At 73.1% G+C, this 14,355-nt stretch carries 12 protein-coding genes; 3 read left to right on the forward strand and 9 right to left on the reverse strand.

What is annotated here, in order from left to right; all coding sequences use genetic code 11:
• Positions 1-54 precede the first annotated feature (54 nt).
• A complete protein-coding gene (locus tag ACH0A8_RS10045) occupies positions 55-867 on the forward strand; it encodes a ParA family protein (protein WP_058729211.1) in 813 nt (270 codons plus the stop codon).
• Between the two features lie 783 nt (positions 868-1,650).
• Here ACH0A8_RS10045 and ACH0A8_RS10050 read toward each other — a convergent pair.
• The 7 genes from ACH0A8_RS10050 to ACH0A8_RS10080 form a co-directional block, all read right to left on the reverse strand.
• Positions 1,651-2,211, reverse strand: a complete 561-nt coding sequence (locus ACH0A8_RS10050) for a MerR family transcriptional regulator (RefSeq protein ID WP_066658032.1) — start codon at positions 2,209-2,211, stop codon at positions 1,651-1,653.
• A gap of 199 nt (positions 2,212-2,410) precedes the next feature.
• Positions 2,411-3,115 (reverse strand): MerR family transcriptional regulator, encoded by a 705-nt coding sequence (locus ACH0A8_RS10055; RefSeq protein ID WP_066653699.1) that lies wholly within the window; start codon positions 3,113-3,115, stop codon positions 2,411-2,413.
• The gene (locus tag ACH0A8_RS10060; RefSeq protein ID WP_406907113.1) at positions 3,115-3,594 is read right to left on the reverse strand and encodes an FHA domain-containing protein; all 480 of its coding nucleotides are present in this window, start codon (positions 3,592-3,594) and stop codon (positions 3,115-3,117) included. Before ACH0A8_RS10060 ends, ACH0A8_RS10055 begins: the two co-directional genes overlap by 1 nt.
• 190 nt (positions 3,595-3,784) lie before the next feature.
• Entirely contained in the window at positions 3,785-5,383 is a 1,599-nt protein-coding gene (locus ACH0A8_RS10065; RefSeq protein ID WP_406907114.1) for a chitinase, read from the reverse strand.
• Positions 5,383-7,818, reverse strand: a complete 2,436-nt coding sequence (locus ACH0A8_RS10070; RefSeq protein ID WP_251160133.1) for a glycosyltransferase family 2 protein — start codon at positions 7,816-7,818, stop codon at positions 5,383-5,385. The genes ACH0A8_RS10065 and ACH0A8_RS10070 overlap by 1 nt, the downstream gene beginning before the upstream one ends.
• Before the next feature lie 590 nt (positions 7,819-8,408).
• Complete coding sequence (locus ACH0A8_RS10075; protein ID WP_251154921.1) at positions 8,409-9,389, reverse strand: iron chelate uptake ABC transporter family permease subunit; 981 nt, start codon at positions 9,387-9,389, stop codon at positions 8,409-8,411.
• Positions 9,386-10,438: an iron ABC transporter permease gene (locus ACH0A8_RS10080; protein WP_209683112.1), complete on the reverse strand. Its 1,053-nt coding sequence runs from the start codon at positions 10,436-10,438 to the stop codon at positions 9,386-9,388. Before ACH0A8_RS10080 ends, ACH0A8_RS10075 begins: the two co-directional genes overlap by 4 nt.
• A 189-nt stretch (positions 10,439-10,627) precedes the next feature.
• On the opposite strand from ACH0A8_RS10080, the gene ACH0A8_RS10085 reads away from it, so the two are divergent.
• On the forward strand, positions 10,628-12,148 hold the full coding sequence (locus ACH0A8_RS10085) for a S1C family serine protease (RefSeq protein ID WP_406907115.1): 1,521 nt from the start codon (positions 10,628-10,630) through the stop codon (positions 12,146-12,148).
• 76 nt (positions 12,149-12,224) lie between these two features.
• Here ACH0A8_RS10085 and ACH0A8_RS10090 read toward each other — a convergent pair whose 3' ends face one another.
• The gene (locus tag ACH0A8_RS10090; protein WP_406907116.1) at positions 12,225-13,382 is read right to left on the reverse strand and encodes a hypothetical protein; all 1,158 of its coding nucleotides are present in this window, start codon (positions 13,380-13,382) and stop codon (positions 12,225-12,227) included.
• A 213-nt stretch (positions 13,383-13,595) separates the two neighbouring features.
• Positions 13,596-13,886, reverse strand: a complete 291-nt coding sequence (locus ACH0A8_RS10095) for a hypothetical protein (RefSeq protein WP_235426549.1) — start codon at positions 13,884-13,886, stop codon at positions 13,596-13,598.
• Positions 13,887-13,983: 97 nt separating this feature from the next.
• On the opposite strand from ACH0A8_RS10095, the gene ACH0A8_RS10100 reads away from it, so the two are divergent.
• Positions 13,984-14,346, forward strand: coding sequence for an RNA-binding S4 domain-containing protein (locus ACH0A8_RS10100; RefSeq protein ID WP_066653687.1), 363 nt, complete (start codon positions 13,984-13,986; stop codon positions 14,344-14,346).
• Positions 14,347-14,355 lie beyond the last annotated feature (9 nt).

The raw sequence follows: 14,355 nt of genomic DNA on the forward strand, positions 1-14,355 counted from the left end.
CCTTTCAGCCCGGGTTGAGGTGTCACAACCTTACTGGCGGTAACGTGGCTCACCGTGCATGTACTCAGCGTGAGCTCCCTCAAGGGTGGTGTCGGCAAGACGACGGTGACGCTCGGCCTGACATCGGCCGCGTTCGCCAAGGGACTGCGCACGCTGGTGGTGGACCTCGACCCGCAGTCCGACGTCTCGACCGGCCTCGACATCGACATCTCCGGCCACCTCAACGTCGCCGACGTCCTCGAGAACCCGAAGGAGAAGATCGTCCGCCAGGCGATCGCCCCGTCCGGGTGGACGAAGGGCTCGCAGGGCAAGGTCGACGTGCTCGTCGGGTCGCCGTCCGCCATCAACTTCGACGGTCCCCACCCCTCCATCCGGGACATCTGGAAGCTGGAGGAGGCACTGGCGAACGTCGAGCAGGACTACGAGCTGGTCCTCATCGACTGCGCCCCGTCGCTCAACGCCCTGACCCGCACCGCCTGGGCTGCCTCGGACCGCGTGACCGTGGTCACCGAGCCGGGCCTGTTCTCCGTCGCCGCCGCGGACCGCGCGCTCCGTGCGATCGAGGAGATCCGCCGCGGGCTCTCCCCCCGCCTGCAGCCGCTCGGCATCATCGTGAACCGGGCGCGCGTGCAGTCGCTCGAGCACCAGTTCCGCATCAAGGAACTCCGGGACATGTTCGGCCCGCTCGTGCTCTCGCCGCAGCTGCCGGAGCGCACGTCGCTGCAGCAGGCGCAGGGCGCGGCGAAGCCCCTGCACGTGTGGCCCGGCGAGTCGGCGCAGGAGATGGCGAAGAATTTCGACCAGCTGCTCGAGCGCATCATGCGCACGGGCAAGATCGGTCCGTACGCCGAGGGCGGCGCCGCCTAGGCGCTGCCGCCTCTCCGGGCCGGCTTCCTCCCCCGGACCGGCTGCTCCCCGGCCGGCTCCTCGCTGGGCCGGCCGTCGAGCGTGCAACATCTGTCACGGTCGAGGTCCCCGGACCGGCTTCGCGCTGGGCTGACCGTCGAGCGCGCAACATCTGTCACGGTCGAGGTCCCCGGACGACGGATCCCGCCCGCGCCGTGACGACCCCGCGGCATGTCGTGCTCGCTCGGATCGGCGCCCACTGAAGCCGCTGCGCACCGAGGCGAGTCCTCGACCGTTCGGGCCCGTCATCCGCTGAACGGCCGAGATGTCGCACGCTCGATTCGATGCAATCGTCGACGGTCCTGGTCGCACGACATGCCGTCCGCACGGGAGCTGAGCGGCAAGTCGTCCGACCGAGACGGACACTCGCGGCAGTTCGCGCGACCGGAACCACCCGCGCGGGAAGTCGGGGCTCGGGGTCGGGGCTCGCGTCCCGGGGGTCGGGGCTCGCGGTCGGGGCTCGCGTCCCGGGGGTCGGGGCTCGCGTCCCGGGGGTCGGGGCTCGGGTCTCAGCAGCCGAAGGTCGGTGCTCGAACGCCGAGTGAGCAGGACACGCGGGTCGTCGGCCGCCGGGCGGGCTCTGCCGGGTGCCGAGTGGGCACGACACGCCGCCGGTGGGACGCCGAGTGGGTCGGGGACGTCGTCGGACGGCGCGAGCGTGACAGATCTGGCCCGGTCGAGGGCACCGGACGACGCACCGACGACTGTCCGGCGGAGCCGGACGAGCGGGAGGGCGAGGAACGGCTAGGACGCGCGGTTCGCCCGGCGGGCGGCGAGCTCGTCGGCGGGGTCCGCAGCAGGGGTGGCGTCGAGCTCGACCAGGGAGCTCTCGACCTCGCGCAGGACCTTGCCGACCGCGATGCCGAACACGCCCTGGCCGCGGGACACCAGGTCGATGACCTCGTCGTCCGAGGTGCACAGGTAGACCGACGCCCCGTCGGACATCAGCGTCGTCTGGGCGAGGTCGGACACGCCGGACTCGCGGAGCTGGTTCACGGCGGTGCGGATCTGCTGCAGCGAGATCCCGGTGTCGAGGAGTCGCTTGACGAGCTTGAGCACGAGGATGTCCCGGAAGCCGTAGAGCCGCTGCGACCCCGACCCGGCAGCGCCGCGGATGGTCGGCTGCACGAGCTCGGTGCGGGCCCAGTAGTCGAGCTGTCGGTACGAGATGCCGGCCGCGCGTGCGGCGACGGTGCCGCGGTAGCCGTTCTGCTCGTCGTGCTCGGGGAGGCCGTCGGTGAAGAGCAGGCCGAGGTCGTACCGAGTCATCTCGGACTCGGTACCGGGGGTGTCAGTCCCACTCATGTGCATGCCTTCCACGACGTTCGAGCTCCCACCAGAAGGTTCAACGACGGGTTGAGAGTTGTTCCGAGGTCCACGGTAGCGACTCGGACACGGTCTGCCCGGCACATCCGCACCGGCGCGTCCGGCGTGTCGAGGATACGCCCCGACCACCGACGGTCGACAGGGCGCAGCCCCGGTCCGGACGCCGACCGGTCGCCGGTCATGCGTCGAGTCGGCCGATCGCCGTGCGGATCAGGTTCGACCGGACGACCTCGAGCTGCCCGGCGATCTCGCGCGCGAGCTCCGTCGCCTTGGCCCGCGAGGTGGCGTCGCCCCGGCGGGACACCGGCATGAGGGCCGACTCGATCAGGCCGACCTCGCGCTCGACGACACCGCGCATGGTACGCAGGTGCCGCGGCTCGATGCCGGTGCGCTGCAGTTCGACGAGGGCCTTGAGCACCGCCACGGCGTCGTCGCCGTAGGTGTCGGCCGCGGGCAGCAGCGACGCCGAGACCGCGTCGGTCAGCAGCATCGGCGAGGCACCTGCAGCGCGGACGGTCTCGTCCCGCGTGTACCGACGCTCGCGGCCGAGGATCGACGGTCTCGGGGCGTCACCGCCGCCGGGCAGGACGGGCTCGCGCCCCGCGTCGAGATCGGCGAGGTAGTCCTTGATGACCTTGAGCGGCAGGTAGTGGTCACGCTGCAGACCGAGCACGATCCGGAGCCGCTCGACGTCGGCCGCCGAGAACTTCCGGTACCCGCTGGCGGTGCGGATCGGCGTGACGAGCTCGCGTTCCTCGAGGAAGCGGAGCTTCGAGCTCGACAGGTCGGGGAAGTCGGGCTTCAACCGGGCGATGACCTGCCCGATGGTGAGCAGGTCCGGTACCGCAGCACCGGCCCGGGCTGCGGCGGACCGCGCAGCCACTACGCGGTCGCCAGGCGCGCCAGGTCGACCCGGGATGCGTAGAACGTCAGGCGGAACTTGCCGACCTGCACCTCGGCACCGTCAATCAGGAGTGCCTCGTCGATGCGCACGCCGTCGAAGTAGGTGCCGTTCAGCGACCCGTTGTCCTTGACGCTGAAGGCCGTGCCGTGGCGGAGGAACTGCGCGTGCTTCCGCGACACCGTCACATCGTCGAGGAAGATGTCGGCAGCGGGGTGCCGACCGGCCGTCGTGACGTCGGAGTCGAGGAGGAACCGCGCGCCGACGTTCGGACCACGCCGGACCACCAGCAACGCCGAACCCGAGGGCAGGGCGTTGATCGCCTCGCGCTCCTCGGTCGAGACACCGGACTCGGCCGTCAGGGCCGCTCCCATGTCCATGCTGAAGGTCAGGGTCGTGTCGACCAGCCGCTGTTCCGGAGTCTTCTGACCACCCGGCTGCGGGACCACTGGCTCTGGCATCGTGGACCTCCTCCTCTTGGCGCACCAGCGTATCGGAAACGGGTGACCTCGCGGGAGCCCCGAACGGGGCTGGGGAGAACTCAGGAGCACGCGCACAGCGAACACACCGCCGTGATCCAGCCGACGGACGGGAGGCACGGGGCGGACCCGCACCGTGCCTCCAGGCCGGACCGGATCACGAGGTGCGTCGTCACGGAGCCGGCGTCGCCGTCGCGGTGGCGGTCGGCGCCGGCTCGCCCGAGGCGAGCCCGTCGAGGATCCGACGCACCTCGGCATCCTTCAGACGGACCCAGGGCGACCCGTCCGGGTCGCTCGTGGACGCCTCGGGGCTGTCGCCGGTGTTCCACCACTTCGACTGGTACGGGATGCCGTGGAACAGGACGCGGGCGCCCGTGTCGTACTGCTTCGTCCCCGACCACGCGGCGTAGGTCCCGTCGGGCAGGGTCAGCGGTTCCACGGGCTTCTCCCCCGGCAGGACCGGGCCGATGATCTGCCACGGCGTCTCGTACGCGCTGAGCACCGGATCGTCCGGCAGGTCGCCCGACGTCCACCACTTCGCCTCGTAGACGTTGCGGTGCCACACCACCTTCGTGCCCTCGAGGTAGGACGCGTCCTGGTCCCAGACCGGGTAGGGACTGGTCTTCGGGTCGTCGGTGGGCTGCTCGGTGGCGGAGGGCTCGGCCTCCGTGACGTCGGAGGCCGCCGCGACGATCCCGCCGCCGAACCCCTTGCCGAGCACGTCGGCGAAGAGCAGTCCGTCCTGGTCGACGCCGGAGCACGAGTTCGAGACGGTCGACAGGTTCACGTAGTTCGACCCACACGTGGTGTCACGGTTGAGCGACCACATCGACATGCGCCCCAGCCCGCGGTCGCGCGCCCAGGCGTTGAGCTTCCGGGCATCGCTGAGCGAGAACACCTCGTCACGGACGTCGTTCTGCCCGATCATGGGCGTCGCCCCGACCTTGTGCCAGAGGGTGCCGTCACCGAGGGGCGTGCCCGCGCGCTGGTACAGGACACCGAGCTGTCGCTGGACCTCCTGCAGCGCCTGCACCGATGCCGAGTACATGCTCTGGCTCGACCCCTTGGCCTCGCCGTAGTCCATCGTCATCGCGTTCACCCCGGCGAGGTCCACGCCGGCGGCGAGGAACTGCGCGACCGCGGTGGTCCCGTCGGACGTCAGCCCCGAGGGCGCGGCCGGCAGGGTGAGCCACACCGCGAGCGGGTGACCGGCGGCCCGACGCTCGTCCTGGAGCGCCGCCACCGCCTTGGCACGCCGTTCCCCCGCAGCGCGGTTCGTGAGGTCGTCGCCCTCGACGTCGAAGTCGACGGTCGACAGTTCGTAACGCTGCACGACCTGCCGGTAGGCACCCAGCAGGGCGGACGCCTTCGTGCAGGTGGTGGCGAGCTCGTCGTTCGCCAGGCCGCCGAACGACACCCCGACCTCGCCGTGCTGCTGCTGCAGACGGGCGACACGGCGGTCGAGGTCGAGCTGGTCCGCCGCACCCTGCAGCGAGTAGTACGAGCCCCAGGTCGGCGAGCAGGCGTCGTCGTGGTCGGCGACGACGAAGGACAGCATGACGTTGCGTCCCTTGGCCGACTTGACGTCCTCGAACGCGAAGACCGGGGTCGCGGTGACGTCGGTGTAGGCGGCGAACCACGATGGTTGCCGTTCGGTCGCCTGCGCCGAGTGCCAGCGGTCGAAGCCGGCGTACCCGGCGACGGCGACGGCGGCGGCGACCACGACCGCGATGGTGACCCGGACCGGGGAGAGTCGTCTCGTCGTCGACATCAGGCTGCGCTCCGTTCCTGGCGCGGGCCGGTCGCGTCGGCCTGGGCGGACGCGGTGCCACCTGCGCCCGCCGCCCCGACGACGTCGGCGTCGTGCCGGACCGGGAGGTTGCCGCCGCCGTGTCCGAAGTACAGGACCGCGTGCCAGTCCTCGAGGACGGGCTCCGGGACCGGGCGGACGCCGCCGCGACGACGTCCGCGCCGACGGTCGGCACGGGCGGCCGCACGAGCGGTACGACGAGCGGCACGACGGGCTGCGCGCGCCGACGGGTCGTAGTACATCCAGCGCGTGGCCCACAGCCAGACGTCGACCACGGAGTTCCACACGCCGATGTAGGCGACGATCGCGTAGGTGGCGAGGAGCGCGTTGAAGGCGGCGAAGACCGCGTTCCCCCAGTTCTGCGCGCCGTAGTCGCGGACGAAGGTGAAGACCGAGAAGGCGACGATCGCGTAGGGCGCGAGGACGTAGAGCGCCGGCGAGGCCGTGCGGTCCCGCACCTTGGGCGTCCGCGCGAACGGGATCTTCTTCGCCGTGAGGGCCTGCTGGATGCTCTTGAGCACGCCCGCGACGTTCACCGGCGTGAGGATGAGGTTGAAGCCGTAGATGCGGAAGACGTCCGTGCGCTTGTAGCCGCAGTACCGCAGGTCGCTCGACAGCAGCCAGAAGTAGGGCAGCGCCGCGAGCAGCACCATCGGGCTGAGCAGCCGCGAGTCGTACGGGTACGCGAGCAGGAAGACGAGCCCGAACGACGCCCAGGTGATCGACGCCATGTAGTTGACGCGCAGCGCCATCTCGACAAGACCGACCCGCTCGCCTCGTGCCCGGCGCTCACGGACCTGGCGGACGTACTTCGGCAGGATGAGGAGGCCGCCGTTCGCCCAGCGGCGGCGCTGGACGACGAGCGACCCGAAGTCCGGCGGCGTGGCACTGTACGAGAGCCGCTCCGGGTAGTTGACGAGCGTCCAGCCGTGCATGCCGAGGTCGACGCTCGACTCGGTGTCCTCGATCACGGTGCGGTCCTGGACGTAGCGCTTCACCTCGAAGCCGCCGACGGTCTCGACCTCCTCGATGTCACGGAGCGCCTGGGTGCGGATGACGGCGTTCGCCCCGACCCAGAACGTCGCGTCGTACCGGGACATCCCCTGGTGGAGGATGTGCTGGATGTCGGTGGTGGCCCCCGCGAGCCGCTCGATGCGCGTGGCAGCGCCGCGGAAGGACGAGTACGGGGTCTGCGTCACGGCGACCCGGGCGTTCTCCGGCTGCTCGAGGAAGTAGACCAGGCGCAGGCAGTAGTCGCGGAGCAGGACGGAGTCGGCATCGAGCGTCAGGAGGTAGTCCGACGCCGGGACCACGAGGTCGGCCGCGCCGGCGTCGTCCACGGTGCGCAGGACGGTCCCGGACGCGGTCTCGTCGAACGCGTACGCCCCGCCCATGAGTCCGATGTAGGCGTTGAGGTTCATCGCCTTGTTGGCCTCGTCGGAGAGGTTCACGTACCGCTTCCGCTCGAACGTGGTCAGTTCCGCCGTGAAGGTCCAGGCGAGACGGCGCTGCAGCTCGAGCGCCCGCGCCGAGGTCACCTCGCTGAAGTCCTGACCGAGGGCGACGGCGTCGGCGATGGCCGCTTCGAGGGCCTCGGCGGTCAGCCGGAACTCGTCGGCGAGCCCGACGAGCACCTGGTCGTGGAAGAACCGGTCGACGTGGTCGGCGACCTCGTGCTCCCGGGCGTTCCGGCGGAGCCACGCGTCGGCCCAGCGGTGGTGCTCGACGAGGGTCCGGAGCGCGTGCGTGCTGGCGAACGGTGCAGCGTCCGCCTCGACCTCGGCCGAGAAGAGCGCTTCCTGGAACCGGCGCGAGGGGACCTCGAGCTGCGCCTGGATGCGGTCCGCGACCGCGCGCGTGCGCTCCAGCTTGTCGAGCGTCGCCGGGTCGGTCGGGAACGGCGCGTCGTCGACGAGCAGGACGACGCGCAGGGACGGGTACTCCTGGAGCGCTGCCGACCAGAGCGTGGTCGCGACGACGTCCGGCTCCTCGGCGTAGCTCGGGACGAGGACGGTCATCGGCGCCTCGTGGCCGGAGGCGAAGTGTCGGTCGAGCTCGGCGCGCGGGACCCGCACGTGGCTCGCGAACCGCTCCATCGCACCCTGGCGGGCCACCAGGTGCATGAGCGCGGAGAAGGTCAGGAAGGTGACGACGACGAGGTACGAGATCGCCTCGGTGGTGAAGCGGAAGCTCTCGGTGCCGTAGTCGAGGAACTGGCGGATCACGGTGTAGACGACGTACGCCAGCCAGAAGGCGACGGTCAGGATGATCGCCACGCGACCGGAGACGAGCTTCCGGTCGGAGGGGCGTGCGTGCAGGGTGTCGAGCGGACGGGTCCGGCGCTCGGCACCCCACTGGCGACGGCGCGTCGGTGCGCCGGCAGACGGATCGGGCATGGCAGTCCTTCGTTCCTTCCGGACCAGCACTCCGTCGGGTCGGGCGCTGTCGGGGGTCCGGTCGGTCGGGACGACGGTACGAGAGATCCCGCAGGCCGCCGACACCCGAACGGGGGGTCCGGGCGGTTGTGTGCGGCATCACGCAGCGCAGTGCGGCATCGCGGGACCGCGCGCGGTTTCCCGCACGGGGGGGGGCACGCCCCGCTGCTTCGGCCGGCACCGCCCCGCGTCACCAGCGCAACCAGCGCCGCCAGGGCCACCAGGGCCGCCAGGGCCGCGAGGGCCGCCAGGGCCGCCAGCGCGACCATGCGACGGACGGGAGGCGCGGTGCCGGCCCGCACCGCGCCTCCCGTCCGTCCGTGCATGCGTGCGTCGATCGCCGACACCCGTTCCGTGCGCCCGTTCCTTCCCAGAACGGGTGGGATGCCTTGCGGGAACGGGCGTACCTGGTGGACCAGGACGACCAGGTACGCCCGGAACGACCAGGTACGCCCGGAACGACCAGGTACGCCTCGCAGGGCCGGGTACGCCCGGAACGACCAGGTACGCCCGGCACGACCAGGCACGCCCGGCAGGGCCGGGTACCGCGCCTACCGCCCGCGTGCGAGGAGCCAGAGCAGGTACGGCGCCCCGACCACGCCCGTGACCACACCGACCGGCAGGGCGTTGCCGGGGATCGCGAACTGCGCCAGCAGGTCGCTCGCGAGCGTGACGACCGCGCCGACGGCCGCGACGACGCCGAGCGCGACCCGCCCGTTGCCGACGAGACGGCGTCCGATGGGTGCCGCCATCAGCGCGACGAAGGCGACCGGGCCCGCCGTCGCGACCGCTCCCGCGGTGAGGCCGACGGCGGTGAGGAGCAGGAGCGACTTCGCGCGGTCGGGCCGGAGTCCGAGGGCGGCGGCCACCTCGTCCCCGAGCGCGAGGACCGTCAGCCGGCGGGACTGCGCGAGCGCAGCGGCCAGGAGCAGGACGACGGCGACCGCGAGGATGCCGACGAGGGTGCGGTCCACCGCGTTCAGGCTGCCCGAGAGCCAGAGGAGCGCGGTGCCCGCCTGCTGGACGGTGCCCGCGGTCAGCATCCAGCCGGTGATGCTGAGGCAGATCGCCGCCACCCCGATGCCGACCAGGACGACGCGGTTGCCGGTGATCCCCCGACGCCAGGAGAGCGCGGCGATGACGACCGACACGAGCAGGGCGCCGACGACGACGGACCCGAAGAGCACACCGCCGCTCGCCCCGAAGAGCACGATCGCCGTCAGCCCCGAGGCACTCGCGCCCGACGTGATGCCGATGACGTCGGGGCTCGCGATCGGGTTGCGGACGACGCTCTGCACGATGCCGCCGGCGGCGCCCAGCGCGGCACCGACCAGCACGGCACCGGCGACCCGGGGGCCGCGGAGCTGCCCGACCACGAAGTCCGAGACGGTGTCGCCGTGTCCGACCAGGGCGCCGGCGACCTGCAGCGGCGAGAGCGGGATCTCCCCCACCCCGAGCCCGACGAGCACGAGGGCGACCAGGAGCACGACCACCGCGCCGAGGACGGCGAGCTCGCGACGGACCGCGGTCACAGGCCGGTCACCACCCGCGACCGGACGAGCCAGATGAACACCGGGGCACCGATGAGCGCGGTCACGATGCCGACCTGCAGCTCCCCCGGGTACGCGACGACCCGCCCGATCACGTCGGCGACGAGCAGGAGCGCGGGTGCGACGAGGGCGGACAGGAGGATCGTCCAGCGCTGGTCGGGCCCGCTCAGTCGGCGGACAGCGTGCGGGACGGCGAGGCCGACGAACGCGATCGGTCCGGCGGCTGCCACCGCGGACCCCGCGAGCAGGACCGTCACGAGACCGCCGACGATGCGGACGAGCACGACCCGCTGGCCGAGCGACGCGGCGAGCTCGTCCCCGAGCGCGAGGGTGTTCAGGGAGCGTCCCAGCCCGGCGGCCACGACGAGTCCGACGAGGACGGGGACGGCCACGACGCCGGCGGTGCCGAGGTCCTTGCCGGCGAGCGCTCCGACCTGCCAGAAGCGCAGCTGGTCGAGCAGGCTCTGGCTCGACACGAGGACCGCCGTGGTGACCGACGACAGGGCGGCGGCGACGACCGCTCCGGCGAGCGCGAGGCCCACCGGCGACAGGCCCCGCCGGGCGACGGCAGCGATGCCGTAGACGAGCAGCGCCGCGAGCCCGGCCCCGACGAAGGCGAAGGGCAGGTACGCGGCGGTCCCGCTGATGCCGAACACCGCGATCCCGACGACCACGGCGAGGGCTGCTCCGGCGTTGATGCCGAGGATGCTCGGGTCGGCCAGCGGGTTCCGGGTCACGCCCTGCATCACGGCACCGGCCACCCCGAGCGCGGCGCCGGCGAGCAGCCCCACGACGGTGCGCGGGACGCGGTTGCCGAGCACGATGAGTCCCACCTCGTCGTCCCGGTGCGGGTGCAGGACGACGTCGAGGACGGTGCCGAGCGGGATCGGGCGCGAGCCGAACGCCACGGAGAGCGCGACGGCCACCACGAGGACGGCGACGGCGAGCAGCGCTGCCCCGACGAGACGGGACCGCGAGGCGGGTGCCGGGCGGGGCCGGACTGCAGGGGTGACGGGTGAGGACGCGCGCATGGGAGGTGCGGCAAGCCTAATCCCGCCCCTCGTTCGGCGGCCCCCGAGGAAGCCCGGAGCCGGCACAGGGTCCGTTCATAGGGTCGTCATGGGTTCGGCTCCTGTACTGGTCTCCGTCGACGCCCGACCGGGTCGTCGAGGAACGAACCGCCACCCCTCGGGTGGTCGAGGGACGACCGGAGAGCACCCATGAACGAGAACCCCGCCGACGACCAGCGCGCGACCGACCGTCCCGGCTGGGAGGCCCCGCACGCCGACCGCGACACCCTCCGCCCGGCGTACGCCTTCGACGGCAGCGGCCCGTGGCTGTACGGCACCGACGGCTCGGGGCCGTACGCCTACACCCCGGACGGTCGCGGCCCGTACCTGCTCGGCAGCGCGGCCCTCGGCGGTCCCACGGACCCGCGTCCCGGTACCGCGAGCACGAGCACGGCGGCAGCAGGCGCGACGGCCGGCAGCACCCCCTGGGGCTGGACCTCGGGCGCGGCGGCAGCGAACCACCCCGGCGCGAAGCGCCCCCGGCGGCTCGGACTCGTCATCGGCTCGGGCGTCGCGGCGCTGGCGATCATCGGCGCGGCCGGCGGGACGGCGCTCGGCCTGTCCTCGCAGGGCACCACGACCACGTCGAGCCAGTCGCAGGGCACCACGACGCTGCCGGGCGGTGGCTCCGGCACGAGCGGTGGGACGAACGGTTTCACCGTGCCCGGGTACGGGAACGGCTCGGGCAGCGACGGCAGCAGCGGCAGCGGCAGCGGTACCGGCACGGGCACGGGCACGCAGACCGCCGCGACCCCGGCGACCGCGGCCCAGACGAAGGGCGTCGTGACGATCGACACCGTGATGAACTACGACACCTCGTCGCAGGCCGCGGGCACCGGCATGGTCCTCACCTCGGACGGCTTCGTCCTGACGAACAACCACGTGGTGCAGGGCGCCACGAGCATCGCGGTCACCGACGAGACGACCGGCAAGCAGTACCGGGCCGAGGTCGTCGGCACCGATGCCACGCACGACGTGGCCGTGCTCAAGCTGCAGGACGCGTCCGGCCTGTCCACGGTGACGCTCGACGACGACGGCGAACCGTCGACGGGTGACGCGGTGACGGACGTCGGCAACGCGGAGGGCACGGGCAACCTCGTCGCCGCCGCGGGCACGGTCACCGCCCTCGACCAGGACATCCAGGTGCAGAGCGAGTCCGGCACGGGCACGGAGTCGTTGCAGGGCCTGATCGAGGTCGCCGCGCAGATCGTCCCGGGCGACTCCGGCGGTCCGGTCCTGGACAGCGAGGGCGAGGTGGTCGGCATGGCCACCGCGGCGTCGTCGGGCTCCGCCGAGGTCACCGGGTACGCGATCCCGATCACGACCGCGAAGGCCATCGCGGACAAGATCCTCGCCGGGGAGTCCTCGGACACCGTCACGATCGGCCTGCCGGCGTTCCTCGGCGTCGAGGTCGGCTCGACCGCGACGACGCAGACCACCGCGGGTGTGCCGGTCGCCGGGACCGTCGACGGTTCGGGCGCCGCAGCAGCGGGACTGGTCGCCGGCGACACCATCACGAGCCTCGACGGCACGGCGGTCACGAGCAACGACGCACTGACGTCCGCGATCCGCTCGCACGCCGTCGGTGACCGGGTGCAGGTCGGCTACACCGATGCATCGGGCACGGCGCACACCGTGACGGTGACCCTGACCGCAGGCCCCGCCGCCTAGCGAGGGCGCCGCGCGAGCGCCAGCGGCAGCAGCAGCGGCAGCGGCAGCAGCGGCAGCAGCAGCGGCAGCAGCGGCCTCAGCCGAGCAGCGCGCGCACCACGGACCGGTACACGTTCGCCGGGGAGTCGGACCGGAAGGCCGTCTCCCCGGCCTCCGTGCGTCCGACCCGGGCGAACCCGATGCCCTCGGCGTGCACGACGACGACAGGGGCCGGTCGACCCGGTCGACGGATCGACGAGACCGTCCACGGCGCGGCCCAGAAGCGCGCGAGCCGCGGGTCGGCCTCGGCGACGGCCACCGGCAGGTCCGGCGCGGTGTCGGCCGCACCCGTCCTGCGGGCCAGCAGGTCCGCGTGGAGCGACCCCGTGCGGAAGGGGAAGGTCCACGACGGGCGGATGCCGAGCCTCCCGGCCGCCAGCCCGACCACGCGCTCGACCGGCAGCCGGGCCACGGTGCCGCCCGTCTCGTCAGTCCCGTCCACGACGGTCTCCGACCAGGCCTGGAGGCGCGTGGTCCGCCCGTCGGGCAGGCGCTGTTCGAGGGTGACCGGCCGGGTGTCGTCGGCCCACGGCGCGAGGAGCTCCTGGGTGGTCTCGGGGAGCGTCCCGAGGCGGCCGACGAGCCCCGTCTGCACGAGCTCGCGACCGGCGGGCGAGCGCAGGAGCATCGGGTCCCACCGGCGTCCTGCCAGGCTGCGCAGGGTCGTGAGCGCGTCGGGCCCGAGGTGCGTCCCGTCGAGCTGCGGGACCGGCGCCGCGACCGGCAGGGCCTCGAGCTCGCGCTGCGGGCGGGCGGGTGCGGGCTCGGTGGCACGGACCGACTCGAGCACGGTCGAGACCAGGTCGTCGGTCGCGAGCATCCGGGTGAGCGGCCGCTCGACGGTCAGGTCGACCCGGTGCCGACCGGTCACGAAGAGCAGGTGGGCGCCCGCGACGTCGCCGTCCTCGTCGGGGCGGACGTACTCGACCAGGCGTGCCGGGGCGCCCGCGGTCGTCCACGGGTCGCAGCCGATGAGCCGCAGGCCCTCGACCGACCCGGGCAGGCGTTCGAGCAGGCTGGTGTGCTCCTCGGCGACGGTGCGCTCCGAGGGGCGGGACCGGACGGTCAGGACGACGTCGTCACCGGTCAGCCGGAGGTCGGCCTGCGGGGAGTCCTCGCGGCGCCAGCGGTCGGGGCGGCGGAGCGTCAGGCGGGAGGTTCGGTCCTCGGTACCGAGCGGGACGGGGACGGCCATGGGTCGAGGCTACGTGGCGACGGCTGCGGGGACGGCGACGGCTCGCCGGTGCGCCGCGCGGGCGGAGCCTGCTCGCCGTCGGGCGAGGTGGGTGGAGCTGCGTCGCGGGCTGCGTCGCGAGGCTGCGTTGCCGGCCGCGTCGCGGGCTGCGTTGCCGGCCGCGTCGCGGGCTGCGTTGCCGGGCTGCGTCGCGCGGCTGCGTCCCCTGGCCCTTCAGGGGCGGCGCGTCCGCGGTGTCGGCGGCGGGGGCACGTGCTTCGCCGCGACCACGTCGGCGAGCGGGACGTCGACGTGCCCCCGTCGCGTCTCGATCGTGACCGTGTCGACGGTCCGTGCGGACAGGGTGCCGAGGGCGTCGCGAGCGCCGTCCCCGACCCGTGCCCGCACGACGAGCCGGTCGCCGGGGGACGCCGCACGCAGGACGCCGAGCGCCAGCGCCCGGGCGAGGGCATCCTGCTCGCTCGGAGCCCGGCCGTCCGGGTCCTGCTGCCGCGGTTCCTGCACCCGTCGAGCGTACGGCCCGGTCGCACGGCTCGGGTGTCGGCCCGCTCGGCTCCCCGGCGCGGGCTGCTCGCAGGGCTGCGCCGCCTAGGGTGGTGGGATGGAGAAGGCGCGCGTCGACAGCTGGATCTGGGCGGTGCGGATCACGAAGACCCGGTCCGCCGCGACCAGTGCGTGCAAGGCCGGCCACGTCCGGGTGAACGGGGAACGTGCGAAGCCGGCGCAGCCGATCGCCCCCGGGGACGAGGTGCGGGTCCGTCAGCACGGGTTCGACCGCATCGTCGTCGTGACGGGCATCATCCTCAAGCGGACGAGCGCGACCGAGGCGGCGAAGCACTTCGAGGACCGGACCCCGCCCCGGCTCCCCCGCGAGGAGGCCGGGTTCGTCCCGACCCGGGACCGAGGCGCCGGTCGTCCGAGCAAGCGGGAGCGCCGCGACCTCGAGAAGCTCCGCGGCCACTGACGCGACCGG

It is taken from the genome of Curtobacterium sp. 179-B 9B NHS, assembly GCF_045370965.1.
Lineage (GTDB): Bacteria > Actinomycetota > Actinomycetes > Actinomycetales > Microbacteriaceae > Curtobacterium.

Bases quoted from the DNA above. Each gene is read 5' to 3' on its own strand.
- ACH0A8_RS10050 (WP_066658032.1), bottom strand. From the start codon at position 2,211: ATGAGTGGGACTGACACCCCCGGTACCGAGTCCGAGATGACTCGGTAC.
- ACH0A8_RS10060 (WP_406907113.1), bottom strand. From the start codon at position 3,594: ATGCCAGAGCCAGTGGTCCCGCAGCCGGGTGGTCAGAAGACTCCGGAA.
- ACH0A8_RS10065 (WP_406907114.1), bottom strand. From the start codon at position 5,383: ATGTCGACGACGAGACGACTCTCCCCGGTCCGGGTCACCATCGCGGTC.
- ACH0A8_RS10070 (WP_251160133.1), bottom strand. From the start codon at position 7,818: ATGCCCGATCCGTCTGCCGGCGCACCGACGCGCCGTCGCCAGTGGGGT.
- ACH0A8_RS10080 (WP_209683112.1), bottom strand. From the start codon at position 10,438: ATGCGCGCGTCCTCACCCGTCACCCCTGCAGTCCGGCCCCGCCCGGCA.
- ACH0A8_RS10085 (WP_406907115.1), top strand. From the start codon at position 10,628: ATGAACGAGAACCCCGCCGACGACCAGCGCGCGACCGACCGTCCCGGC.
- ACH0A8_RS10090 (WP_406907116.1), bottom strand. From the start codon at position 13,382: ATGGCCGTCCCCGTCCCGCTCGGTACCGAGGACCGAACCTCCCGCCTG.
- ACH0A8_RS10100 (WP_066653687.1), top strand. From the start codon at position 13,984: ATGGAGAAGGCGCGCGTCGACAGCTGGATCTGGGCGGTGCGGATCACG.